The sequence below is a fragment of the Cellulosimicrobium sp. G4 BAM 1002 genome, from assembly GCF_057126935.1.
Window position 1 is genome coordinate 3863846 of sequence record NZ_CP182109.1, and the last position, 23633, is coordinate 3887478.

At 74.9% G+C, this 23633-nt stretch carries 16 protein-coding genes; 11 read left to right on the top strand and 5 right to left on the bottom strand.

The features are described 5' to 3' along the window. Positions 1–47 precede the first annotated feature (47 nt). The 3 genes from ACMXGY_RS17170 to ACMXGY_RS17180 form a co-directional block, all read right to left on the bottom strand. Positions 48–2966: an FAD-binding and (Fe-S)-binding domain-containing protein gene (locus ACMXGY_RS17170; RefSeq protein WP_483776891.1), complete on the bottom strand. Its 2919-nt coding sequence runs from the start codon at positions 2964–2966 to the stop codon at positions 48–50. Between the two features lie 629 nt (positions 2967–3595). After that, the gene (locus ACMXGY_RS17175; protein ID WP_483774185.1) at positions 3596–5722 is read right to left on the bottom strand and encodes a YhgE/Pip family protein; all 2127 of its coding nucleotides are present in this window, start codon (positions 5720–5722) and stop codon (positions 3596–3598) included. Beyond that, on the bottom strand, positions 5719–6450 hold the full coding sequence (locus ACMXGY_RS17180) for a hypothetical protein (RefSeq protein ID WP_483774186.1): 732 nt from the start codon (positions 6448–6450) through the stop codon (positions 5719–5721). The genes ACMXGY_RS17175 and ACMXGY_RS17180 overlap by 4 nt, the downstream gene beginning before the upstream one ends. Before the next feature lie 112 nt (positions 6451–6562). Between ACMXGY_RS17180 and ACMXGY_RS17185 the strand changes: the two genes are divergently transcribed. Next, positions 6563–7261, top strand: coding sequence for a TetR/AcrR family transcriptional regulator (locus ACMXGY_RS17185; protein WP_483774187.1), 699 nt, complete (start codon positions 6563–6565; stop codon positions 7259–7261). A 34-nt stretch (positions 7262–7295) separates the two neighbouring features. After that, the gene (locus tag ACMXGY_RS17190; protein ID WP_483774188.1) at positions 7296–8339 is read left to right on the top strand and encodes an NAD-dependent epimerase/dehydratase family protein; all 1044 of its coding nucleotides are present in this window, start codon (positions 7296–7298) and stop codon (positions 8337–8339) included. A gap of 93 nt (positions 8340–8432) precedes the next feature. Here the strand turns inward: ACMXGY_RS17190 and ACMXGY_RS17195 are convergent, their stop codons facing one another. Beyond that, entirely contained in the window at positions 8433–8876 is a 444-nt protein-coding gene (locus ACMXGY_RS17195) for an OsmC family peroxiredoxin (RefSeq protein WP_483774189.1), read from the bottom strand. 153 nt (positions 8877–9029) lie between these two features. Between ACMXGY_RS17195 and pnuC the strand changes: the two genes are divergently transcribed. From pnuC to ACMXGY_RS17230, 7 genes are all read left to right on the top strand, one after another. Next, a complete protein-coding gene (pnuC, locus tag ACMXGY_RS17200; RefSeq protein ID WP_483774190.1) occupies positions 9030–9626 on the top strand; it encodes a nicotinamide riboside transporter PnuC in 597 nt (198 codons plus the stop codon). Continuing rightward, positions 9623–10750, top strand: coding sequence for an AAA family ATPase (locus ACMXGY_RS17205; protein WP_483774191.1), 1128 nt, complete (start codon positions 9623–9625; stop codon positions 10748–10750). Before pnuC ends, ACMXGY_RS17205 begins: the two co-directional genes overlap by 4 nt. 181 nt (positions 10751–10931) lie before the next feature. Further along, positions 10932–12539, top strand: coding sequence for a MoxR family ATPase (locus tag ACMXGY_RS17210; RefSeq protein WP_483774192.1), 1608 nt, complete (start codon positions 10932–10934; stop codon positions 12537–12539). Then, positions 12536–13708: a hypothetical protein gene (locus ACMXGY_RS17215; protein ID WP_483774193.1), complete on the top strand. Its 1173-nt coding sequence runs from the start codon at positions 12536–12538 to the stop codon at positions 13706–13708. Before ACMXGY_RS17210 ends, ACMXGY_RS17215 begins: the two co-directional genes overlap by 4 nt. Next, positions 13705–15660 carry a hypothetical protein gene (locus tag ACMXGY_RS17220; protein ID WP_483774194.1) on the top strand — a complete coding sequence of 652 codons (1956 nt, stop codon included), beginning with the start codon at positions 13705–13707 and terminating at the stop codon, positions 15658–15660. Before ACMXGY_RS17215 ends, ACMXGY_RS17220 begins: the two co-directional genes overlap by 4 nt. Then, positions 15650–16261, top strand: coding sequence for a hypothetical protein (locus ACMXGY_RS17225; RefSeq protein WP_483774195.1), 612 nt, complete (start codon positions 15650–15652; stop codon positions 16259–16261). Before ACMXGY_RS17220 ends, ACMXGY_RS17225 begins: the two co-directional genes overlap by 11 nt. 14 nt (positions 16262–16275) lie before the next feature. Next, on the top strand, positions 16276–17814 hold the full coding sequence (locus ACMXGY_RS17230) for an AMP-binding protein (RefSeq protein ID WP_483774196.1): 1539 nt from the start codon (positions 16276–16278) through the stop codon (positions 17812–17814). Between the two features lie 4 nt (positions 17815–17818). On the opposite strand, the gene ACMXGY_RS17235 is transcribed toward ACMXGY_RS17230, so the two are convergent. Continuing rightward, the gene (locus ACMXGY_RS17235) at positions 17819–18532 is read right to left on the bottom strand and encodes a hypothetical protein (RefSeq protein WP_483774197.1); all 714 of its coding nucleotides are present in this window, start codon (positions 18530–18532) and stop codon (positions 17819–17821) included. A gap of 293 nt (positions 18533–18825) precedes the next feature. On the opposite strand from ACMXGY_RS17235, the gene ACMXGY_RS17240 reads away from it, so the two are divergent. Beyond that, a complete protein-coding gene (locus ACMXGY_RS17240) occupies positions 18826–22449 on the top strand; it encodes a S8 family peptidase (protein WP_483774198.1) in 3624 nt (1207 codons plus the stop codon). A 197-nt stretch (positions 22450–22646) separates the two neighbouring features. Further along, positions 22647–23594 carry a choloylglycine hydrolase gene (gene bsh, locus ACMXGY_RS17245; RefSeq protein WP_483774199.1) on the top strand — a complete coding sequence of 316 codons (948 nt, stop codon included), beginning with the start codon at positions 22647–22649 and terminating at the stop codon, positions 23592–23594. Positions 23595–23633: the final 39 nt, after the last annotated feature.

Consider the following 23633-nt stretch of genomic DNA (forward strand, 5'->3'; position numbering starts at 1 on the left):
GCGCAGCAGAGGCGGGCGGACTGCCGGGCGGGGAGGACGGCGGCGGGTCAGAGCCGCTCGGCGAGCAGCTCCACGAGGGCCTTGCCCTGCACCCCGGCGAGGTCGTCGGCCTGCGTGCGGCACGAGAAGCCGTCCGCGAGGTACACGTCGCCGGGTGCGGCGTCGCGCAGCGCGGGCAGGAGCGCGTTCTCCGCGACGGCGACCGACGTCTCGTAGTGGCCCTTCTGCATGCCGAAGTTGCCCGCGAGGCCGCAGCAGCCCGCGAGGACCTTGATCGTGGCGCCCGCGTCGCGCAGCAGCCGCTCGTCCGCGGCGAAGCCCATGACCGAGTGCTGGTGGCAGTGCGGCTGCACGACGGCGGTCACGTCGGACAGGTCGGGCACGCGCCACCCGGACTCACGGCCGGGAGCGGTGTCGACCGACGTGAGGAGCTCGGCGAGCGTCCGGGTCGCGGCGGACACGGCCCGTGCACGCGGGTCGTCGGGGAACAGGTCCACGAGGTCCGAGCGGAGCACGGCGGTGCACGACGGCTCGAGCCCCATGATCGGGATGCCGTTCACCGCGTAGGGGCCGAGCACGGACAGCAGGTTCTCCAGGCGCTTGCGCGCGCCGTCGAGCTGACCCGTGCTGATCCACGTGAGGCCGCAGCACGCCTCCTGCTCGGGGACGACGACGTCGTACCCGGCCGCCGTGAGCACCTTGACGGCCGCCTGGGGAACGCCGGGCGACATGTTGTCGCTGAACGAGTCCGTCCACAGCACGACCTTGGGGCGCTCGTCGCGCACGGGCTTGCCCGGTGTCTGGCCGATGCGCAGGCCCGGCACGCCCCGTGTCGCGCCGCCGCGCTTCCACCACGTCCGGAAGGGCACCTCGGCGAACGTGGTCATCGAGCGGCGCGTGTCCATGCCGCCGGCCCACAGGACGGTCTTCGCGATCGGCCGGAACCCGAGGAGCTTGTTGGCCAAGCGCGGCATGCCCGTCGCGAGCCGTGCCCACACCGGGAGCCAGCCGAGCGAGTAGTGGTCGACCGGGCGCAGCTTCCCGCGGTACGTACGGTAGAGGACCTCGGACTTGTACTGCGCCATGTCGACCCCCGCGGGGCAGTCGCTCGAGCACGCCTTGCAGGACAGGCAGAGGTCGAGCGACTCGTGCACCTCGGGCGCCGACAGCCCGCCGACCAGCGTGCCGTTCACGGCCTCCTGGAGCACGCGGGCGCGGGCGCGCGTGACGTCCTTCTCGTCCTTGGTCGCTCGGTACGAGGGGCACATGAACCCGCCCGCGGCGCTCGTGTCCGCGCGGCACTTGCCGACGCCGACGCACCGGTGCACGGCCTGGGTGATGTCGCCGTGGTCGTGCGCGAACGAGAAGCCCTGGTAGCCGGCGCGGCGGGAGATCTTGGTGACCTTCGCCGGCGCGGCGGTGCTCGTGCCGGGGGTGCCCGGCGCTCCGACCTTCGACAGGAGCGGGTGCGCGTGCGGGCGGCGCAGGTCGTCGTCGATCGCGCTCGGGCGCACGACCACGCCCGGGTTCATCACGTCCTGCGGGTCGAACAGCGCCTTGAACCGCTCCATGAGCGCGATCGCCTCGGGGCTGTACATGACCGGGAGCAGCTCCGACCGCGCGCGCCCGTCCCCGTGCTCGCCCGACAGCGAGCCGCCGTACTTCGCGACGAGCTCCGCCGCCTCGAGCATGAACGTGCGCAGCACCGAGCCCGACGCCTCGAGCGGCAGGTCGATGCGCAGGTGCACGCACCCGTCGCCGAAGTGCCCGTACGGCAGGCCGTCGACGCCGTAGCGCGCCATGAGCGCGTCGAGGTCGCGCAGGTAGTCGCCCAGCTTCTCGGGCGGCACCGCGGAGTCCTCCCAGCCCGGCCAGGCCTGCTCGCCCGCGGGCGTGCGCCCGGCCAGGCCGGCGCCGTCGGCCCGGATCTGCCACATCTTGGTCGCGTCAGGTCCGGCGGGCAGGATCATCGTCGCCTCGCTGCCCGACGCCGCGACGATCGCCTCGGCGTTCGCCATCGCCTCCTCGGGGGTCGCGCCGCCGACCTCGACCATGAGCCAGCCCGCGCCCGGCGGCAGGGGCGGCACCGACTGCGCACCCTTGGCGCGCCGCACGACGTCGACGAGCCGTGCGTCGAGGCCCTCGACCGCGAGAGGGCTGAGGTTCAGGAAGGTCGGGACGTCGTCGGCCGCCGACGGCATGTCCGGGTAGCCGAGCACGACGAGCGTGGGCTTGGACGGCACCGGCACGAGGCGGACCGTTGCCTCGAGGATCGTCACGAGCGTGCCCTCGGTACCGACGAGCGCCTTCGCGAGGTCCGACCCGTTCTCCGGCAGCAGGTGCTCCAGCGAGTACCCCGACACCTGACGCCCGAACCGCCCGAACTCCGTGCGGATCAGCGCGAGGTTCTCCCGGACCAGGTCCGCGAGCCCGGGGACCGCGGCGAACGTCGGGTCGCCCTTGCCCGCCGTGAAGCGGCGCCCGAGGCCGTCGACGACGTCGAGCTCGATCACGTTGTCGACCGTGCGCCCGTACGCGACGGCGTGCGGGCCGCACGCGTTGTTGCCGATCATGCCGCCGAGGGTCGCGCGGTTCTGGGTCGACGGGTCGGGGCCGAACCGCAACCCGTGCGGCGCCGCCTCCTGCTGGAGCGCCGACATGACGACGCCCGGCTCGATGCGCGCGGTCCGGGCCTCGGGGTCGACGTCGAGCACGTGGTTCACGTGCCGTGTGAAGTCCAGCACGACGCCCGGCCCGATCGAGTTCCCCGCGACCGACGTCCCCGCCCCGCGCGCCGTGACCGGCACCTCGAGCTCGCGCAGCACGTCGAGCGCCGCGACGACGTCGTCCGCGTCCTGCGGGTACACCACGGCCTCGGGCACGACGCGGTAGTTCGACGCGTCCGTCGAGTACTCGGCGCGGCGCCGCGTCGAGGAGTCGACCCCGCCGCGTACGACCGTCCGCAGCGCCTCGGCGAGAGCCGCGCGAGCGGCGTCGGCGGCCCGTTCCGCCTCGCGGAGCGCAGCCTCGCGCTCGGCCTCGGGCGACGGCACGGCGCGAGAGCCGGACCGCCGCGAACCGTTCCCGTCGTGCTGCGGGGCATGGGCCGGGGTGGCGTCGATCTCAGCGGACACGTCGCGATTCTCGCACCCTCCCGCCCCGTCGGTCCGGACCGTCCGCCCGCCGACCCTCCGCGCGCTACCCGTCCGCGGGTCGCGGTGAGGTCTCAGGCCCGCGTGGTCGGGTCTGCGGCGCGGGTGGGCCCGGCCGACGGCTCGCTGCGAGGTAGGACCGCGGTCACGCTCGGGCGAACCCGGCACGGCGGGCGGTCGCCCCGGTGAGCACAGGCCACGGCGAGACGACGCCGGAGGGGTGGGTGGGGGCGCCGCGTCGTGGAGGGCCTGGCGGGAGCCGCGAGGAACGAGCGGCGGATGGAAGACGCGGCGCCCCCACCCACCCCGACACCCCAGCCGCACGCGCCGTCCGACACGACCACGGTTCTACTTCGGCAGTCCACGGTTCTACCTCGCGCGACCACGGTTCTACCTCGACCGACCAGAGTTCTACCTTGCGCGACCGGGGTTCTACCTCGGCGTCAGAGGACGAGCTCCGGTTGGAGCTTGGTGACGGTCCAGACGCGCTGGCGACGGGCGGCGAGAGTCGTGAGGGCGAGGGCCCCGACGAGGACGACGGCCAGCACCGTCACGTCGCGCGTCACCGTCGCGAGGTTGCCGCCGTAGAGAAGCTGGCGCAGGCCCTCGACGGCGTACGTCATGGGCAGGAACTGGTGCATCGAGCGCAGCGGTTCGGGGATGGTCTGCCAGGGGAACGTGCCGCCCGCGGTGACGAGCTGGACGAGCATGAGCACGAGCCCGAGGAACTGGCCGGCGGCGCCGAGCCAGACGTTGAGCGCCTGGAGGATCGCGACGAACGTCGCGGAGACGAGGACGAGGAAGAGCGCGGTCCCGACCCCGTAGGTGGGTTCGATGTCGAGCGCGAACTTCGTCACCGTGAACATCGCGGCGACCTGCACGACGCCGATCGCGGCCGGGGTGAGCCACCCGCCGAGGGCGGTGGCCAGGCCGGAGCGGCCGGCCGCGAGCGCACGGGTCGACAGCGGCCGTACGAGGAGGAAGAGCACGTAGGCGCCGATCCAGGTCGCGAGCGACAGGAAGAACGGTGCGAGCCCGCCGCCGTACGTACCGGCCGACGACAGCGCCTCGTTCTGGACCGAGACGGGGTTGCCGATGGTCTCGGCGGTGTCCTGCCGGGTCTCCTCGTCGAGGTCGGGGATCTGGCCCAGTCCTTCCGAGAGGCCGTCGTGCAGCTGCGTGACTCCGTCGACGAGCTCGCCGGACCCGCTGCGGAGCTGCGACGTCCCGTCGGCGAGCGAGGTCGCGCCGTCGGACACCTGGCGCGTGCCGTCGGCGAGCTGCGCGACGCCGTCGACGAGCTGCGGCGTGGCGGCGGCGAGCTGCCCGGTGCCGTCGGCGAGGCGGTCGGCGCCGTCCGCGGCGGACGCGATGCCGGACGTGAGCTGGGGCGTCGCGGCGGCGAGCGTCGCCGCGCCGTCGGACACCTGGCGCGACCCGTCGGCGAGCTGGTCGAGCTTCCCCGACGCGGCCGTCACCTGGTCCACGGCGCCCTGGATCTGCCCGCGGCGCTCGTCGAGCGCAGGGTCGACCTGTGCCTGCACGTCGGCGCGGACGGTGTCCGCCTGCTCCTGCGTGAGCACGCCCTGCGCCACGAGCGCGGAGAGCTGCTCGTCGAGCGCCGATTCGACGTCCGTGCGGATCGTGTCGAGCGCCGGGAGCACCTGGCTCGCCGCGTCGGCGGCCTGCTGCCCGTACTGCGCGACCTGCGCGTTGCCGTCCGCGACCTGCGCGGCACCGTCGGCGAGCTGCTGCGTCTGGTCGGGGAGCGACGACGTCGCGCCGCGGAGCGTCCCGAGCCCGGACGCGAGCGCCTCCGCGCCGTCGTCGAGCTGCCCGACGGCGTCCGCGAGCGTCCCGGTGCTCGCGTCGAGCCGTTCGGCGCCGTCGGCGGCCTGGCCGGCGCCGTCGGCGAGGGTGTGCGCGCCGTCGTCCGCGGTGCCGAGGCCGTCGCGGAGCTGCGTCGACCCGTCGAGGAGCTGCTGCGAGCCGTCCACGGCGTCGGCGAGGTTGGTGTGGATGGACGCGAAGCCGCGCAGGAACGTGTCGGCCGCCTCGGTGCCGACCTGCTCGGCGATCGAGTCGCGCACCTTGCCGACGATCTGGTCCGCGATGGTCCGGGCGAGGTAGTTGTTCGCGTCGTTGGTGATGAGCGTGAGGCTCGCCTGCTGCGGCTCGAACTCGCCCGCGGACGCGAGGTCGACGGAGAACGTCGGGCCGATGACGAGCGCGGCGTCGTACCGGCCCGACCGCACGCCGTACTCGGCGTCGACCTGGCTCGTCTCGACCCAGCCGAACCCGCCGTCGTCGAGGAGCTGGTCGGCGACGTCGCGGCCGAAGTCGCGCTGCGTCGTCGCTCCGGTCTGGGCGTCGGTGGTCGTGGTGCCCTCGTCGAGGACCACGAGCGCCGCGGGGATCTCGTCGAGCTTGTCGTACGGGTCGTGGTTCGCGAACAGGTACAGGCCCGCGTAGAGCGTGGGGATGAGCGCCATCGCGAGGATGGCGAGGCGCGGGAGGGTCCCCGCGGCCAGACGGCGCAGCTCGGAGAGCCCGAGGCGGATCGCGGTCATCGGTCCTCCTCGGTGGCGGTCCCGGCGTCGGCTCTCTCGTCGGCGCGCACGCGCAGCGCGACCACCGGCGGCTCGTGGATCGAGGCGCCGCGCGCAGGCGGGAGGTCGGCCCCGAGGTCGCGCGCGGAGGCGCGCGTGCACTGCACGAGGACGCCGTATCCGGACGCGGCGAGGGTCTGGGCGACCTCCCACCAGCCCGACGGCTCGCCGCCGTGGCGGTCCGGCAGGGTGAGCACGAGGAAGCGCACGTCGGGGTCCTCGGCCGCGAGCGCCGCGAGCAGCGCGGTCCGCACGACCCCGGGGACCTGGTCGAGGCGCCGGGACCGGTCCGTGGAGAGCGAGTGGTCAGCGAGCCAGCGCGTCACGTCGGAGGGGAGAGCGCGCCGCCCGGCGAGCGCGAGGCCCTCGGCGACGACGTCCGCGACCGTGAGCGCGTCGTCGGGCTCGCTGATGCCGGGGACGTCGACGACGGCGGTCACGTCGCGCAGCGTGGCCGCGCCCGACGAGCGGGTGGTGCGTGCGGCGCGTCGGGGCGGCTCGGGCGCGAGCGCGACCTCGCCCCCCGAGGGGTCGAACCGGCCGGTCGCGACGAGGGCGAGCGCGGTGTGCCCGTGCCCCGGCTCGCCCGCCACGAGGACGCACTCCCCGGTGGACCAGATGAGGTCCATCGGCTCGAGCATCGGCTCTCGCCGTCCGTCGACGCGGACGTCCGTCAGCGTGATCTGCATCCAGCTCTTCCCCTTCGTGGCTCCCCGGGCCTCCCAGGGCCGCCGTTGACTCGCGGTCAACAACGCTACGCCTCGTATTGACTCGGAGTCAACAAGCGCGTAGAACGGAGGCATGGTCCCGACCGCACCCCCTCCCGCCGCTGGCACCCGCATCGCGCCCGCGGGCGGCCACCGCCGACGACGCGAGCCCGCCGACCGCCGCAGGGAGCTGCTCGACGAGGCCGCGCGCCAGGCCGACGAGCACGGGCTCGACTCGCTCACGCCCGCGAGCGTCGCCGCACGCTCGGGCGCTTCCAAGGCCCTCGTCTTCCACTACTTCGGGTCGACGTCCGGGCTGCGCCGCGCCGTCGCGCTCGAGGCGGTGGCGGAGCTCGAGGCGGCGACGGTCGCACCCGACGATCGTCCCCTCGCGCAGCGCCCGGCGCTCGCCGTCGCCGCCTTCCTCGACGCGGTCGAGGCCCGGCGCCTGCTGTGGCAGGACCTGTGGCGGGGCGCTCTCGCCGAGGACGACGCGACCCAGGCGGCGCTCACGCGGGTCCGCGAGAGCCTCGTCGCGCGCATGACGTCGACCGTGACCGCCACGACGGCAGGCACCCCCGCCATCACACCGCGCCTGCAGCTCCTCGCCGCGGGCTGGGTCGCCCTCGTGGAGAACGTCACGGCCGCCTGGCTCGGCGGCAGCGACCTCTCGCGCGCAGAGCTCCAGCGGCTCGTCCTCGCGAGCGCGGTCGTGCTCGTGCCCGAGCTCCCCGAGCCCGCGCGCACCACGGTGCTGGAGATCGCCCGGGCGAACTCCGGCGAGGCGGGCTAGCGTCGAGGCTGACACGGACATCGGGAGGCAGCGCATGCGCGTGGTGGTCGTCGGAGCGAGCGGCAACGTCGGGACGGCCGTGCTGCGCCGGCTCGCGACCGAGCCCGCCGTGACCTCGGTCGTGGCGGTCGCCCGCCGCGTGCCGCGCGCGGACGGCTCGAGCACGGTGGGTTCCCCGCACGACGCCGCGACGTGGCGGTACGCGGACGTCGCCGCGCCCGACGCAGCCGAACGGCTCGACGTCGCGCTCGCCGGTGCGGACGTCGTCGTGCACCTCGCGTGGGCGGTCCAGCCCAGCCACGACCGCAAGCGGCTGCGCCGCGTCAACGTCGAGGGGACGCGCGCCGTCGTCGCAGCGGCCCGCCGCGCCGGGGTCGCGCACCTCGTCGTCGCCTCCTCCGTGGGCGCGTACTCCCCCGCCCCCTACGCGGGCGACACGCGCGACACGCCGGTCTCCGAGGGCTGGCCGGTCGACGGCGTGCCCGGCTCGTCGTACTCCGAGGACAAGGCCGCGGTCGAGGCGCTGCTCGACGACGTCGACCACAGCAGCGGGCTCGTCGTCTCCCGTGTCCGGTCGGCGCTCGTGTTCCAACGCGACGCCGCGTCGGAGATCACCCGGTACTTCCTGGGCCCCTTCGGGACGCGGGTCCTCAAGCGCGCCCCCCTGCCCACCGTCCCGTTGCCCGACGGTCTGCGGCTCCAGGTCGTGCACGCCGAGGACGTCGCGGAGGCCTACGTCCGCATCGTCGTCGGACGGCACCCCGGACCCTTCAACGTCGCCCACCCCACGGTGCTCACGGCGCAGGACGTGGCCGACGTCGTCGCCGACGGCTCGCTGCGCACCGTGCCCTACGGGACGGCCCGCACCGCGGTCGCCGCGGCGTGGCGCGCGCGCCTGGTCCCCGTGGGCGAGGGCTGGCTCGACATGGCGATGCGCGTCCCGGTGCTGGACACGGAGCTCGCCGCGGAGCTCCTGCGCTGGCACCCCGTGCACGGCGCGAAGGACACGCTCGCCGAGCTGGTCGACGGCATCCGCGACGGCGCTGGTACCTCGACGCCCCCGCTCCTCCCCCGCTGAGGGACGCCCCGGATGCGACGAACCCCGGGTTGCCGACCGATCGTCAGGGGGATCGGCAAGCAACCCGGGGTTCGGCGGGCGTTGCGGCGAGTGTCAGGCCTCGAGCGTCGCGTCCAGGGTGATGGACTCGACGCCTGCGAGCGCCTTCGAGACGGGGCACGTCGCCTTGGCCGTATCGGCCGCCTTCTGGAAATCGGCCTCGTCGATCCCGTCGACCTCACCCCGGACGGTGAGCGCGATCGTCGGGATCCGGAAACCGCCGGCCGGGTCGGGCGCGAACGTGACCTCCGCCGTCACCTCGAGCGAGACCGGCGTGGCGCCCGTCTCGCCGAGGACCGCCGAGAGCTGCATCGCGAAGCACGACGAGTGCGCCGCGGCGATGAGCTCCTCGGGGCTCGTGACGCCGCCCGCGTCGTCCGCGGCGCGGCGCGGGAACGAGACGTCGAACGTGCCGACCTTCGAGCTGGACAGCTCGACCTGACCCTGGCCGTCCTGCACTCCGCCGTTCCAGGCGGTACGAGCGATACGCGTGGCCATGCGAGATCTCCTTCGACGTCGGGGTACCCGGGAGGGACCCGGGCTCGTCCCGACCGTAGCGCCCCGGCGGCCCGCCTGCCCCCGAGCGCGGCGCACGTCACAGTGCCGACGGGCTGCGCAGGCGGCTCGCCGGCGCCCGTAGAGTGAGCGCCCGTGAGCGTCGAGGAGATCCTGGGGTTCGTCACGGGCGCCGCGTGCGTGTGGCTCGCCGTGCGGCAGAACGTCTGGACGTTCCCCGTGGGGCTGGCCAACAACGTGGTCTTCCTCGTGCTGTTCACCGGTACGGGGCTGTACGCGAACGCGGGCCTGCAGGTCGTGTACCTCGTGCTCGGCGCGCTCGGCTGGTACTGGTGGCTCCGGGGCGGCACCGACCGTGGACGGCTCGTCGTGCACCGGACGCCGCGGGCGGCGTGGGTCGTCGGGCTCGCCGCCGCCGCGGTGTCCACGGCCGTCCTCGTCGCCGTCCTCACCACGTGGACCGACTCCGCGGTGCCGTTCTGGGACGCCCTCACCACGTCGTCCAGCCTGCTCGCGCAGACGATGCTCGGGCGCAAGTGGATCGGCAACTGGTGGGTGTGGATCGCGACGGACGTCGTGCTCGTCGGGCTCTACGCGAGCCAGGGCCTGTGGCTCACCGCCGCGCTGTACGTCGGGTTCGTCGCGATGTGCGTGCAGGGCCTGCGCGAGTGGTCCGCGGCCCGGCGCACCTCCCCCGCACCCGTGCCCGACGACGCGGTGCGAGCCCGGTGAGACGGTTCGCCCACGGCCTCGTCATCGGCAAGTTCTACCCGCCGCACGCCGGCCACCTTCACCTCGTGCGGACGGCGCTCTCGCGCTGCGAGCGCGTGACGGTGCAGGTCCTCGCGTCGTCGCGCGAGTCGATCCCGGCCGAGCTGCGCGCCGCCTGGTTGCGCGCCGAGGCGCCCGGGGCGCGGGTGGTGCACGGTCTCGACGACGCCCCCGTGGACTACGCGGACCCGCACGCGTGGGACGAGCACGTCAAGGTCATGCAAGCCCTCCTCTGCCCCGACGACCCGCCCGTCGACGCGGTCCTCACGTCGGACCGGTACGGCGTCGAGCTCGCCCGGCGGTTCGACGCGACCTGGGTCCAGGTCGACCCGGACCGTCGTCACCTGCCCGTCTCCGGCTCCGCGGTGCGCGCCGACCCCGCGGCGCACTGGTGGGCGCTGCCCGCGCCGGTCCGGTCCTGGTACGTGCGACGCGTCGTCGTGCTGGGCGCCGAGTCCACCGGGACGACGACGCTCGCGGCCGACCTCGCCGCGCACCTCGGGCCCGACCCCGTGCTCGAGTTCGGGCGCGAGTGGTCCGAGGTCCGGCCCGGCGGTCTCGCGGCGCCGTGGCACACCGCCGAGTTCGACCTCGTCGCGCGCGAGCAGGCCCGGCGCGAGGACGACGCCGCCGCGGCGTCTGGCGTCCCGCTCCTCGTGTGCGACACCGACGTGCTCGCCACGACCCTGTGGCACGAGCGCTACGTGGGCCACCGCTCCCCGAGCGTCGAGGCGCTCGCCGCCACCCGGCGCCCGGACCTCTACGTCCTCACCGGCGACGAGATCCCGTTCGTCCAGGACGGCCTGCGCGACGGCGAGCACGTCCGGCACGCGATGCAGGACCGGTTCCGCGAGGTCCTGGCCGCGACGGGTCCCCGCCTCGACGACCCGGCCGACGTCGTCCGCCACCTCGGTCCGGCCGAGCTGCCGACGCCGGACGGTCGCCACCCCGGCGTGCCGTGGTTCGAGGTGCGCGGCGACCGGGCGACCCGGCTCGCCCAGGCGCTGGCCGCCGTCGGCCCGCTGCTCGCCACCCCGCGGTACGTCGCCGACCCCCTCCCGCAGGCCGGCACCGACGCCTACTGACCGCCGTCGCGCCGAGCCCCGGGTTACGCGTCACCCTCGCGGCCGTCCTGGCACCCCACCCCGGGCTCGAACCGGCAGGGGCGCGACGGCGAGACGACGGCGGAGCAGGGCCGCCGCCACCCGGGAACCCCGCGGACCGGACACCCCCGCACGACGCGGGCGACGATGGCAGGATCGGCCCGTGACCGATCTCGAGCACGTGTCCTCGGCGCCGACGCGACCGCAGCCCTCGGGGCGGACCGAGGGGCACGACCCGTTCGCCCTGGGGGTCGACGACCTGTTCGGCACGCCCGTCACCGAGCCCGGCGCGGGCGACGGCGCGGCCCGGCCCGGGCTGCCGCTCGACGAGAAGCTGCGGCAGGCGTACTTCTGGGTCGTCAACCACGCGATCATCAGCCCGCACTACGACGTCGAGTTCTCGGCGCCCGGCGCACGGGAGACGAGCTTCCGGCTCGGCGACTCGAAGGCGCTGCTGAACCTGCCGAGCGACCAGTCGTACTCGAGCTTCGTGCTGCTGCCGCTGCTCACGTTCGCGGTGCGCGGGCGGTGCCTCATGATCGGCGGGCCGGGGCGGGGAAAGACCGCGAGCGCCGTCCTCATGGGCGTCCTGGCGGGCTACCCGGTGCGCGACGTGCGCCGTGCGATGCAGCACGGGCATCCCCAGCTCACCGTGTCGGACCTGTTCGGGACGCCGCTGCCGAAGGACCTCGTGCAGGCGGACAACCTCGCGGACGTCGACGTCGCGTGGCGGTCGTGGCTGGGCATGCGCGTGAAGATCGTCGACGAGTACAACCGCATCCCGACCCGGACGCAGTCGGCGCTGCTCACCGTCCTCGCGGACGGGTACGTCGAGGTGTACGACCAGGTCTACGAGACAGGCGATGCCGCCTGGTACCTCACCGCGAACGACGACGCCGGCGGCGGCACGTACCAGGTGGTCGACGCGCTGCGGGACCGGATCGACGTCGTCGTGCACGCGATGCCGTTCAACAACCGCTTCCTCGGCGACCTCGTGGCCCGCGCCGAGCGGCGGGTGCGGCCCGAGGAGAACGTGCCGCCGGAGATCGTGTTCGACGCGGCCGAGCACGCCGCGCTGCACGCTGCGATCCTCGCCGTGCCGTTCCCCGAGCCGGTGCGTCGTCGGCTGGAGTTCTTCGCGAGCCAGCTCGAGGTGCTCGAGCGCGCGGGGTGGCAGTTCGAGTACCGGACGAAGGACACGGCGCGCGTGGCGGGCGTCGACCCCCACCTCGTCGCGACGTCGGACACGGGCCGGGACCGCCTGAGCGACGTCGGCGCGCAGACGCTCAACGGCCTGTCGGTGCGCGCTCTGCAGTCCCTCGTCGCGTACGCGAAGGCGATGGCGTACTTCCGCGGCGGCGGCGAGGTGGACCTCGCGGACCTGCGTGCGGTGCTCCCGTTCGTGCTGCACGACAAGCTCCTCCCGGACCTGCAGTCGGCCCCGTTCGACGACCGCGACCGCGAGCCGCTGCGCTCCGACCGGGTGTCGTGGATCCGCGACCTGTTCGACACGGCCTGCCGCCAGTACGACGCCGCGGGGCTGGACGACCGCGACGACGTCGGCGCGATCCTCGCCGAGCTCGCGGCCGGGCTCGAGGGCCTGCCCGAGGCGGACGTGCTGCGCCGGCTCGCGCGGATCGAGCAGGTGCTCGCCTCGTGGCAGGGTCACTCGAAGCTGCACGGGCACGTGTACGAGGACGCGCTCGCGCTGAAGTACGCCCACCAGCGCTACACGAACTACCTCACGTGGTTGCGCTGGAGCGGCACGTGACGTCGCGCTCCCCCTTCGCCGCCCGCGCGCTCGCGGAGCGTACGCAGTACGACGGCGTGCTCGCGCGGGCGCTCGCGCACGGCGCGGACCGCGACGTGCTCTCGGACGCGGTGCGCGAGGTGGCCGACGCCGCGGACCCGCTCGCGGCGGTGCTCGACGCCACCGCCTTCGCCGCGACGTGCGACGCGCTCGTCGGGACGGTCGCGTCCCTCGCGGCGACGGGGCGCTGGCGGGCGGGCAGCCCGGAGCGTCGCGCGGTCCTCGACGTGGTGCCGCGGGTCGTCCCGTGGCTCGCGGCCGCCCCGGCGGTCACGGTCGCGGCCGTCGTCGACGGCGCCCGGGCGGTCGGCGGCGGGCCGCGGGCGCGCGGTGACGTCGGTGCGTGGGCGGGGCGCGTCGCGGACGCCGCCCACGCGTCGGCGCCCGGCCCAGGCGCGCCGAGCCACCCGACGAGCCTCGCGACGGGTCCGGTGACAGGGCGCGACGCGGCCGAGATGGTCCGCGGCGCGGTGCTCGTCGCGGCGTGGCGCGGCGGCCTGGTGCGCTACCGGGACGCCGCTCTCGCGGCCGCGCGGTCGCTCCCGGAGCCGGTCGCGCGCGCGGCGCTGTCGCTCCCGGGCACCGTGGACCTGCGCGCCGCCCTGACACGGCACGCCGACGACCCGTGGTGGTGGCCGGGCCAGGAGGACGACGTCACGACGACGGTCCTGCTGCCCGGGGTCCACGAACCGGCGCACGTGCTGGGCCGCTTCGGCGGGTTCCGCGGGTTCGGCGGGCCGTGGCTGTCGCCCGCCGTCGTCGTCGGGGCCGACGCGCGCAACCCCGGCCTGCGGTGGGCGCTGCTCGCACCGGACGACGCGGACCGGACCCGACCGACGTCCGGGACGGCGGACTGGACGCTCGTCGCCGACGTGCACGGTTCGCTCCTCGCGCGCACCCCGAGCGGTGACCCCGGCGGCACGGCGGCGACCGGCGAGCCGGACGCCGTCGCCATGGCGGGGACCTTCCCCGCCGAGGGACTCCCCACGAGCGACGACCCGGCGTCGGCGCGGGCCGACGACCTGACCGACGTGAGCGGGTCCGTGTCGGTCACGACCCTCTCGGGCCGGCTCGCGCTCCTGAGCCGGACCGGCTCGTACGACGTGCTGCTGGTGCGGTGGACCCGGTGAGCGCGCGCTCGGGGGCCCAGGCCGGTGCGAGCCCGCGGCGGAGCGCGAGCCCGGACCAGATCGCGGCGCTGCGCCTGCGCTGGCAGGCCGCGTGGCCCGAGGCGCTCGCCGCGTGGGGACGGTTCACGCGCCTCGGTGCCCCGACGCTGCACGGACCGGGCGAGGCCCCGGCGGACGTGGGCTCGTTCGCGTGGTTCTCGACGACGCGCGTGAGCGTGCACGTGGACCTCGCCGACGTCGTGTCCCTGGGGATCGAGGACCACGCGGTCGCGGTCCTCGCGCACGAGGTGGGCCACCACGTGCTCTCGCCGGGCGACCTCACGACGAGCGCGCTCCTGGTGGCGCGCACGCGCGCCGGGCTCGTGGACCAGGACCGGCTCGCGCCGCTCACGGCGAACCTGTGGAGCGACCTGCTCATCAACGACCGGCTGCAGCGCCGCGCCGGGATCGACATGGCCCGGTTGTGGCGCGCGCTCGGACCGGGGACGAGCGTCGTCATGCAGACCGTGCTGCGCGCGGACGAGATCCTCTGGGGACTGCCGCGCGGCGACCTCACCTCGGGAGACGCCGCGGTGGCGGAGCGCGAGGCGACGCTCGTGGCCCGCCTCGTGCGCGCGTACGCCGACGACCCCGTCGGCGGCGCTGCGGGGTTCGCGACGCTGCTGCGCACGCTGCTCGCGACGGACACGATCTCGGAGATCCGTCGGCGGCACCTGCAGCGCGGGGGGACCGGGCTGCGCGACGTCGTGTGCGGCCAGGACGAGGTCACGGGGTCGGTGCCGGGTGGCCTCGCGACCGACCCGCGCGCCGTCGCGCCCGTGCAGCACCCCGCGCTCGACCCGCGCGTCGTGGGCGATCTCGGCCTGGGCGCGGACGACGACGGCCCCGCACCGGACGACGGCCCGGACACCGCGACGGACCCGGACCACCGCCCGGGGTCGGGCGGCGCCGGGGCGCACGACGCACCAGGCCAGAGCCTCGCGCCTGCGGACTACGACGCGACCCTGCGGCTGCTCGGCCTCGCGTCGGACGCCGCGGCGTCGGCCCGGCGCTGGTACCGCGAGCACGCCGCGCCGCTGCTCGTGCCGTTCCCCGTGCGCGAGCACGTCCGCGCGTCGGAGCCGCTGCTGGGCGCGCACGAGCAGTGGGACGTCGGCGACGACCTGGGCGAGGTGGACTGGACGGGGTCGCTGCTGCGCTCGCCCGTCGTCGTGCCGGGGTTCACGACCGTGCGGCGTTCCGTGGACGAGGACGCGGGCGACGAGCCGGACCAGGTCCCGGTCGACCTCGACCTCTACCTCGACTCGTCGGGCTCCATGCCCGACCCCTCGCAGCGCGTCGCGCCCATCGCGCTCGCCGGCGCGGTGCTCGCGCTGTCGGCCCTGCGCGCCGGGGCGCGCGTGCAGGCGACGACGTGGAGCGGGCCGCAGCAGATCGCCGGGACGGACGGGTTCGTGCGCGACGAGGACCGCGTGCTGGACGCCGTGGTGGCGCACTTCGGCGGGTCGACGTCGTTCCCCGTGCCGCTGCTCGAGCGCACCCACCTCGGCGACCCGGTCACCGGGGCGCCGCCGACCCGCACGCGCCCGTGCCACGTGGCCGTCATCTCCGACGACGGCGTGGTCTCGATGTTCGACGACGTCGTCCGGTACCGGTGGGGCACGCGGCCCGACGCCGAGCTGGTCCCGCCGCACGAGAGCACCGCGGCCCGCGCCGTCGCCGCCGCGGGGGGCGGGGGCACGCTCGTCCTCCAGGTAGCGGACCAGTACGTCGCGAGGGTGCGGGAGTACGCCGTGGGCTACCGGGTCCACGCCGTGCGCACGCAGGACGACCTCGTCGCGTTCGCCCGGGCGTTCGCACGCGAGCTGTGGGGCGCCACGACGGGGACGGGTACCCCGACGACCTCCGCGTCCAGCGCCTACCGACCGGGAGGAGCCCACCATGGCCGATGACCGCACCGGCACCACGAGCGAGGGGCCGGCGCTCGCCGACGTCGTGCACCGCCTCGCCGAGACGCATCCCGACGTCCTCGACCACCCGGCGGTCGCGGCGGCCGCCCTCGTCGGCGACACCGTGGACCTCCTCGCCGGCGCGGGCGCGGTCGGCGTGCTGCGCGGACCCCGGCGCGCCGCCGTCGAGGCGCTGTGCACCCACGCGCCGTACGCGGCGCTCGCCGTGACGGCCTGCTGGATCCTGCGCGACGAGCACCTGCTCGCCTCGCCGGGCTTCCGGGCGGCCGCGACGCCGGACGCGCTCCTCGGGCTCGTCGAACGGCTCGTGCCCGAGCTCGCGCTCCTGCGGACCGCCGACGCCTGGCTGCACGCGCCGACGGCGCGCGAGGAGCTCGCGCGGGCCGTGCTGCGCGAGCTCGGGCTGCGGCCCGCGGGCGAGAGCCCCGAGGTCGCACAGGACCGGTGGACCGCCGTGAGCACCGCCGAGCAGCGGCGCATCGCGCGCGAGATGGCCGAGGAGGCCCGCCGCGCCGAGCAGCTCGCGAAGGAGCTCGCGGAGAAGCGCGCCAAAGAGGCCGCCGCGCAGTACGCCAACTACTGACGAGGGGACCCGACGTGACGACGCCCGACGACGCCCCGGGCACTGCCCCGAGCACTGCCCCGAGCACCGCGCCCGACCTCGCGCTCGACGAGTACACGCCCGGCGCCGCGGTCGCGCTCGACGACGCCGAGCGTTGGCCCACGCTCGACGCGGCGGGCCGCGACGCGCTCGACACCGTGCGGGACCACCCGGCCGCGCCCGCCTGGGTCCACGTCACGGGCGACCGGCTCCGCGCCGAGGACCTGCCCGCGCTCGACGACGTCGCCGCGCGCCTCGCGGCCGGTTCGGCATCCCGGACCACGGCCGGTGCCACGGCCGACCCGCCACCGTGGGTGCTGGACCTCGTGGACCGGGCGCACGCCGTCGTGCCGCGCTACCGCCGGGCGCGCGACCGCGGCGAGAGCGGGCCGGGCTCGCCGCTCACCGCCGTCCGTCCGGTCACGCGCGACGACCTGCGGCACGACGTCGCGGCGTTCGTCCCCGTCGACGTGCCGCTCGGCCGCGTGCTCGAGGGCACGAGCTCGGGCAGCACGGGCGCCGCGGTCCGCATCCCGTTGCACCCCGTGGCCGTCGCGGCGGACCTCGTGCTCCTGCAGCACCTCGTCGCGGAGGCCACGGCCGGCACGGACGCGACGTGGGAGCCCGAGCCCGGTCGGCTGGGCCTGATGAACCTCCTGGACCAGCGCCAGGCGTTCACGTACGCGTCAGCGATGACGGGGTTCCGGCGCGCGGCGGGCGTGCCCGCCCCGACCATGGCGCGCGTCAACCTCGACCCGCGCGCGTGGACGCGTCCCGGCGACCGCGAGGCGTTCCTCGCCGCGCAGGACCCGCAGGTCGTGTCCAGCTCCCCGCTGCCGCTGCTCGCCCTCGCACGGCTCGCCGACGTCGGGCTCGACCTGCACCCCGTCGCGCTCGTCAGCGGCGCCGCGCACCTGTCCGACGTCGCCCGGTCGCGTCTTCGCGCCACGTGGGACGTGCCCGTGGTCGACCTCTACGGCCTGCGCGAGACCGGGGCCGTCGCTGCCCGGACCGACGACGGCCCGTTCGTCGTCGTGGCGGGTCGGCGCGTGTGGGTGGAGGTCCTCGACGACGACGGCACGCCCCTCCCCGACGGCGAGAGCGGCGAGGTCGTCGTCACCGTCGACGAGAACCCCTACCTGCCGCTGCTGCGCTACCGCACCGGCGACCGCGCGCGGATCGTGCGGCCCGTGCGGCAGAGCGGCCGGATCGAGCTCCACGGCCTGGAGGGCCGGTCCCCCGTGCGCTACCTGCGGCCCGACGGCGCGTGGGTGCCGTCCGTCGACGCGGCCCAGCACCTCCAGGCCCACGGCATGGCGGCGTGGCAGCTCCACCAGGACGCCGACGGGAGCGTCACGCTCGAACTGGTCCCGGACGCCCCGGGGGACGCCGGGACGAGGGCCGCGCGGGCGGCGGGCGACGCCGTCGGACACCTGCTGGGACGCGCCGTCAGCGTGCGCGAGGTGAGCCCCGCGCGGCTCGGCGCCGGCCGGGCACGTCGATGGTCCAGCGACGTGCCCGGCGGTGCGGCGTGACGCGTCAGCCGAGCTGACCCGCCGGCCGGTAGACGACCGACGACGCCCGGTTGTCGAACGTCCCCAGGGTCGCGCAGTGCGGCGTGCAGTTCTTCTTCGAGCCCGCGTAGCTGTAGCTGTCGTAGAGCGTCACCCAGCACCCCGAGTAGGTCGACGCGGACGTGGCGACGTTGTTCATGAGGAAGTTCGCGAGGTTCGGGAACCCGTACGTCGAGCCCGTCCAGCACCCGTTGGTGCCCTGCCCGTACAGCACCTGCGACGCGCCCTTGTAGTTCGCGTCGCGCCAGAGGATGCCGAGGACCTGCGAGCTCAGGGCCGCCGCGGCGACCCTCGCGCTCGCACCCTGCTCCGTCGCCGCGGAGGACGCGTTGAGCTCCGCGACGAGGCCGTCGACCTCGCCCTTCGACGCCCCGGCGAGGCGCTGGGCCGCGACGTCGTGGCCCGAGACGAACTCCAGCGCCTCCTCGAGCGAGTCGAAGCAGACCTCGGGCGCGGGCGCCACGGCGTCGGTGTCCTGGCCGGGCAGGAGCGGCTGGGCCTGGACCGCGCAGCTGCGGTCCGTGGGGGCCGCGTCGGTAGGCGCGGTCCGGTCCCACGTCACGACCCGGAGCTCGGGCCCACGGTCGGGTACGGACGCGGTGGCGGTCGACGCGGCCGTGACGAGGAGGAGCCCGGCGGCGAGCGCGGCGGACAGGACGCGGAGCGAGGATCTGGTCATGGTTCTCCTTCTGCGTGGGCCACGCCCCCGGGTTCGCACCCCGTGGACCTGACGCGGGAAGGGGACTCCCACAGGACGGCCTCGTCCTGTGACCCCGGCGGCATCCTAGGACGCTCCACCCCCGTTGTCTCCGGCGTCGTCGCACCGGGTCGTGGCACCGCTGTCGGGCAGGTCGGACGCTCGTTGGGTTACCGTGCTCGGGTGACCTTCGTCCCACCCGGGCGTGGTCGCTGGGAAGGACCCCATCCACGAACCCTTCGCCCGAACCGGCACTGCCGGGGAGATGAGTGTCGATGAAGCACCGTTCTCTGCCCGTGTCCCTCACCGCTGCGGCGGCGAGCCTCGCGGTCGTCGCGGCCGCCGCCGTGCCCGCCGCCGCGGACCCGCCCCCGGAGCCGGGGAGCGGCCTCGCGGCGCAGCGCGACGCCGGGCTCGAGCCCACGGACAAGGTCGCTCCGTCCCTCGCGAAGGCGAGCGGCACGGTGACGGCGTTCGTCGAGCTCGACGCCCCCTCGGCGGTCGACCTCGCGGCGCAGGGCGCGAGCCCGGACGAGGTCGAGGCCAACGCGCAGGACGTCGCGGCGCTGGCGGACGACGTCGTCCCCCAGCAGGCGACGGCCCGCAGCGCGGGCGCCCGTGACCCGCAGCAGGTGTCGGTGACGAGCACGCTCGTCGCGGGCGTCGTCGTCACGGGTGACGCCGCACGGGTGCGCGACCTCGCGCGCGACGCCTCGGTCGTCACGGTGTACCGGATCATCCCGAAGAAGCCGCTGAACAAGGGCACGGACGTGTTCACGCGTGCGCTCGAGACGTGGCAGAGCACGGGCCTGACCGGCGCGGACGTGCGCATCGGGATCATCGACACGGGCCTCGACTACACGCACAAGGCGTTCGGCGGACCGGGCACGCAGGAGGCGTTCGACGAGGCGTACGGGGAGCAGGGCGAGGGCCCGGTCCCCGACGGCACGTTCGACGAGCTGAAGTTCCTCGGCGGCCACGACTTCGCCGGCTACGACTACGACGCGAGCGGCACGGTTCCCGGCACGACGCTCGTGCCCACCCCGGACGAGAACCCCATCGACTCGCTCGACTCGGTCGGCTCCGGGCACGGCACCCACGTGGCCGGCACGACCGCCGCCTACGGCGTCACCGCCGACGGCGAGACGTTCGACGGCGACTACGCGACGCTCACGGACATCTCCGACTGGCAGGTCGGGCCGGGCTCCGCTCCCGAGGCGGGGCTGTACGCGCTCAAGGTGTTCGGCGACCTCGGCGGCTCGACCGGCGTCGTCGTCGACGCGCTCGAGTGGGCGGCCGACCCGAACGGCGACGGCGACCTGTCCGACCGCCTCGACATCGTCAACCTCTCCCTCGGCTCCGACGGCACTCCCGCGGACGACCCGGAGAACCTCTTCATCGACCAGCTCTCACGCCTCGGCACGCTGTCCGTCATCGCGTCCGGCAACGCCGGCGACGTGACCGACGTCGGAGGCTCGCCGGGCAACGCGCGCTCGGCCCTCACGGTGGCCAACTCGGTCGGCGACACCCAGACGTTCGACGCCGTGCGCGTCGACGCCCCCGAGGCGCTCGTGGGCACGTACCCCGCGCAGAACTCCCAGGACTACGCCGGCGGCACGGACGTCACCGCCCCGGTCGCGTTCCTCGGGGGCGACGTCGACGGCTGCCAGGCCTTCACACCGGAGCAGGCGGCCGCCGTGGCGGGCAAGATCGCGTTCCTCTACTGGGACGACAACGACGCCACCCGCGCGTGCGGCAGCGCGGCGCGGTTCAACAACGCGCAGGCCGCAGGCGCCGTCGGCGTGCTGCTCTCCTCCGAGCTCTCGTCCTTCGTCGCCGGGATCGCGGGCAACGCCGGCATCCCCGGCGCGCAGCTCACCGGACCGAGCCACGACGCGCTGCGTCCCGCGATCGAGGCGGGCGAGGTCACGATGACGATCGGCCCGTCCCTCGCGCTCTCGTCGTTCGTCGCGATCCCGGAGATCGGCGACACGCTCAACAGCGGGTCGTCGCGCGGCGTGCACGGCTCGCTCGGCGTCGCCAAGCCCGACGTCGCAGCCCCCGGCACCGGGATCGCGTCCGCCGCGTCCGGTCACCTCGACGGCGCGAGCATCAAGTCCGGCACGTCGATGGCGACCCCGCACGTCGCGGGCATCGCGGCCCTCGTCAAGCAGGCCCACCCGGGCTGGGCGCCTGCCGAGGTCAAGGCGTCCGTCATGAACACCGCGACGCACGACGTGTTCACCGGCCCCTCGGGCACCGGCCTCGCGTACGGGCCCGAGCGCGTGGGCTCCGGGCGGGTCGACGCCGTCGACGCGGTCGACAACACGACCCTCGCGTACTCCTCCCAGGACTCCGACCAGGTGTCCGTCGCGTTCGGCGTCGTGCCGGTCGGGGCCGAGCCGGTCACGGTCCGCAAGACCGTGACGGTCCAGAACACGGGCGACACCGAGAAGACGTTCGCGACAGGCTTCACGTCGTCGAGCACCGCGGGAGAGGCCGCGATCTCGGTCGCCCCGGCGTCCGTGACCGTCCCCGCGGGTCAGCGCACCGTCGTCACCGTGACCCTCACGGCCGACCCGGCGACGCTCGCCAAGGAGCTCGACCCGACGTCGTCGGACGACTCCGGCCTCGGCGTCCCGCGCGACTTCGTGTCGTCGCTCAGCGGGCGCGTCGTCCTCACCCCGACCGACGGCGGCCCCGCGCTGCGCGTGCCCGTCCAGGCCTCGCCCCGGCTCGTGAGCGACCTCTCCGCCAAGCCGGTCGCGTTCCCCGGCGATGCCACGTCGGCGGAGCTCGACCACGACGGTCGCGGCGTCGACCAGGGCGGCTGGACCTCGCTCGTCGCACCGTTCGAGCTCAAGGCCACCAGCCCGCGGCTCGAGGCGGACGCCTCCGACGGCGTCTCGGCGACGGCCATCGCGTCCGCCGACGTGCGCGCCGTCGGGTTCACGTCCACGGCTCCCCAGGAGGCCGCGGCCGGCAACGACCCGGCGGACGGCGTCATCGGCGTCGGCATCGCGGTCGACGGGGAGTGGGCGAGCCTCGGCTCCGCCTCCATCCCCGCGGTCGAGGTGGACGTCGACTCCGACGGCTCGGCCGACTTCGAGGTCGCGGTGATCAAGTACAACGCCGAGACCGACCTGACGCTGGCCGCGACCTTCACCCTCAGGGACTGGACGGCACCCGACGGCACCGAGTACGAGGCCGGCGACAACGTCGACCTCCAGCCGGTGAACTCGCTCTGGGGAGACGTCGACACCTCGGTGTTCGACAACAACGTCGTCGTCGTCCCGGTGGGCATCGGGTCGCTCGGCATCGAGGAGGGCGACGTGCCGACCTTCCAGGTCCTCACCTACTCGCCGTACTCGCAGGCCGCCGACCAGCTCGTCGACGCGACCGAGGCGTTCACCGGCGACCCGTACGACCCCGCCTACTGGTTCGACGGCGGCGGCCAGCTCCTGTACGTCGGGGCGGACGACGCGCCGATCACCGTGAACCGCTCCGAGGCGGCCGTCGAGGCGGGCAGCGGCAAGCTCCTCGTGCTGCAGCTGCACGACCCGACACCCGGGAAGCGTTGGCAGACCGTGGACGTCACCACGTCCGCCGTCGTCGACGCGACGGTCACCGCCGAGGCACGCTGCCTCGGCGGCAAGGCCCACGTCGCGGTGCGCGTGCTCAACGAGTCGGGTGCGCAGGCCGACGTCGTGGTCACCACCCCGTACGGCGAGAAGACGTTCCCGAACGTCAAGGACGGCAAGAACGCCTACCAGTCGTTCTCCTCGCGCGACGCGGCGTTCGACGCCGGCTCCGTGACCGCCGAGGTCACCGCCGAGATCGACGGCGAGGAGGTCACCACGACCTACGACGCCGACTACGAGGCGCTGAGCTGCTCGTAGCCGCAACGCCCGAGAACGAGGGCCGCCACCCGACGAGGGTGGCGGCCCTCGTCGCGTCGTGCGGCCCCCGTCCGACGACTCGTGTGGAGTGGCCCCCGGCGCCGCCCGGCGCAACCATGGGAGGACGGGTCCGAGGCGCGGTGTGCAGGCGGTGTGCCGCCGGGAGCCCGATCGACGACGACGACGGGGGCACCACCATGTGTACAGGAATCAGGTTCTCGGACGCTCAGGGCAGCGTCTATCTCGCGCGGAACCTCGACTGGACGAGCGGCTACGGCCAGCGGGTGGTGCTCACACCCACGGGGTACGCACCGAGGTCGCCGTTCGGCGCCGTGCGCGACATCGGGCACGCGACCATCGGCATGGGCATCGTGGAGGAGGACACCCCGCTCTACTTCGACTGCGGCAACGACGCGGGCCTGGCCGTCGCCGGGCTCAACTTCCCCGGGTACGCGGACTACGCGCCCGGCCCGGTCGACGGCGCGGTGAACGTCGCCGCGTACGAGTTCCCCCTGTGGGTGTGCGCGCAGTTCGCGAGCGTCGACGAGGTCGAGGCGGCGCTCCAGGAGGTGGTGATCGTCGACAAGCCGATCAACGACAAGTACCCGAGCTCGCTGCTCCACTGGATCGTCGCCGACGCGACGCGCGCCGTCGTGGTGGAGCACACGAGCGACGGCATGCACGTCTTCGACGACGACGTCGACGTCCTCACCAACCAGCCGGGGTTCGCCTGGCACCACGAGAACCTGCGCAACTACCTCAACACGTCGCCCGAGTTCCCCGAGGACACCGTGCTGGGCAGGGCCCACCTCACCCCCTTCGGCTCGGGCTCGCACATGCGCGGGATCCCCGGGGACTACTACTCCCCGTCCCGGTTCGTCCGCGCCGCGTACGTCAACGCCCACTACCCGGCCAAGGAGAGCGAGGAGGAGAACGTCAGCCGCGCCTTCCACACGCTGCAGCAGGTCGCGATGGTCGACGGCTGCGCGGCGATGGGCTCGGGCGAGTTCGAGATCACGATCTACACGGGGCTCTTCTCGTCCAGGACGACGACGTACTACTGGAACACGTACGAGGACCCGACGATCCGGAGCGTCGCGATGGCCGACCTCGCCGCGGACGGCACGGAGCTCGTCCGCGCATAGTCGCAGGCCGTCTCACAGGAGGCCGGCCCCGCCGCACCT

What these genes read in the sequence shown, in the direction of transcription:
- ACMXGY_RS17175 (WP_483774185.1), bottom strand. Translation starts at nt 5,722, where the DNA reads ATGACCGCGATCCGCCTCGGGCTCTCCGAGCTGCGCCGTCTGGCCGCG.
- ACMXGY_RS17180 (WP_483774186.1), bottom strand. Translation starts at nt 6,450, where the DNA reads ATGCAGATCACGCTGACGGACGTCCGCGTCGACGGACGGCGAGAGCCG.
- ACMXGY_RS17185 (WP_483774187.1), top strand. Translation starts at nt 6,563, where the DNA reads ATGGTCCCGACCGCACCCCCTCCCGCCGCTGGCACCCGCATCGCGCCC.
- ACMXGY_RS17190 (WP_483774188.1), top strand. Translation starts at nt 7,296, where the DNA reads ATGCGCGTGGTGGTCGTCGGAGCGAGCGGCAACGTCGGGACGGCCGTG.
- ACMXGY_RS17195 (WP_483774189.1), bottom strand. Translation starts at nt 8,876, where the DNA reads ATGGCCACGCGTATCGCTCGTACCGCCTGGAACGGCGGAGTGCAGGAC.
- ACMXGY_RS17225 (WP_483774195.1), top strand. Translation starts at nt 15,650, where the DNA reads ATGGCCGATGACCGCACCGGCACCACGAGCGAGGGGCCGGCGCTCGCC.
- ACMXGY_RS17235 (WP_483774197.1), bottom strand. Translation starts at nt 18,532, where the DNA reads ATGACCAGATCCTCGCTCCGCGTCCTGTCCGCCGCGCTCGCCGCCGGG.
- ACMXGY_RS17240 (WP_483774198.1), top strand. Translation starts at nt 18,826, where the DNA reads ATGAAGCACCGTTCTCTGCCCGTGTCCCTCACCGCTGCGGCGGCGAGC.
- bsh (WP_483774199.1), top strand. Translation starts at nt 22,647, where the DNA reads ATGTGTACAGGAATCAGGTTCTCGGACGCTCAGGGCAGCGTCTATCTC.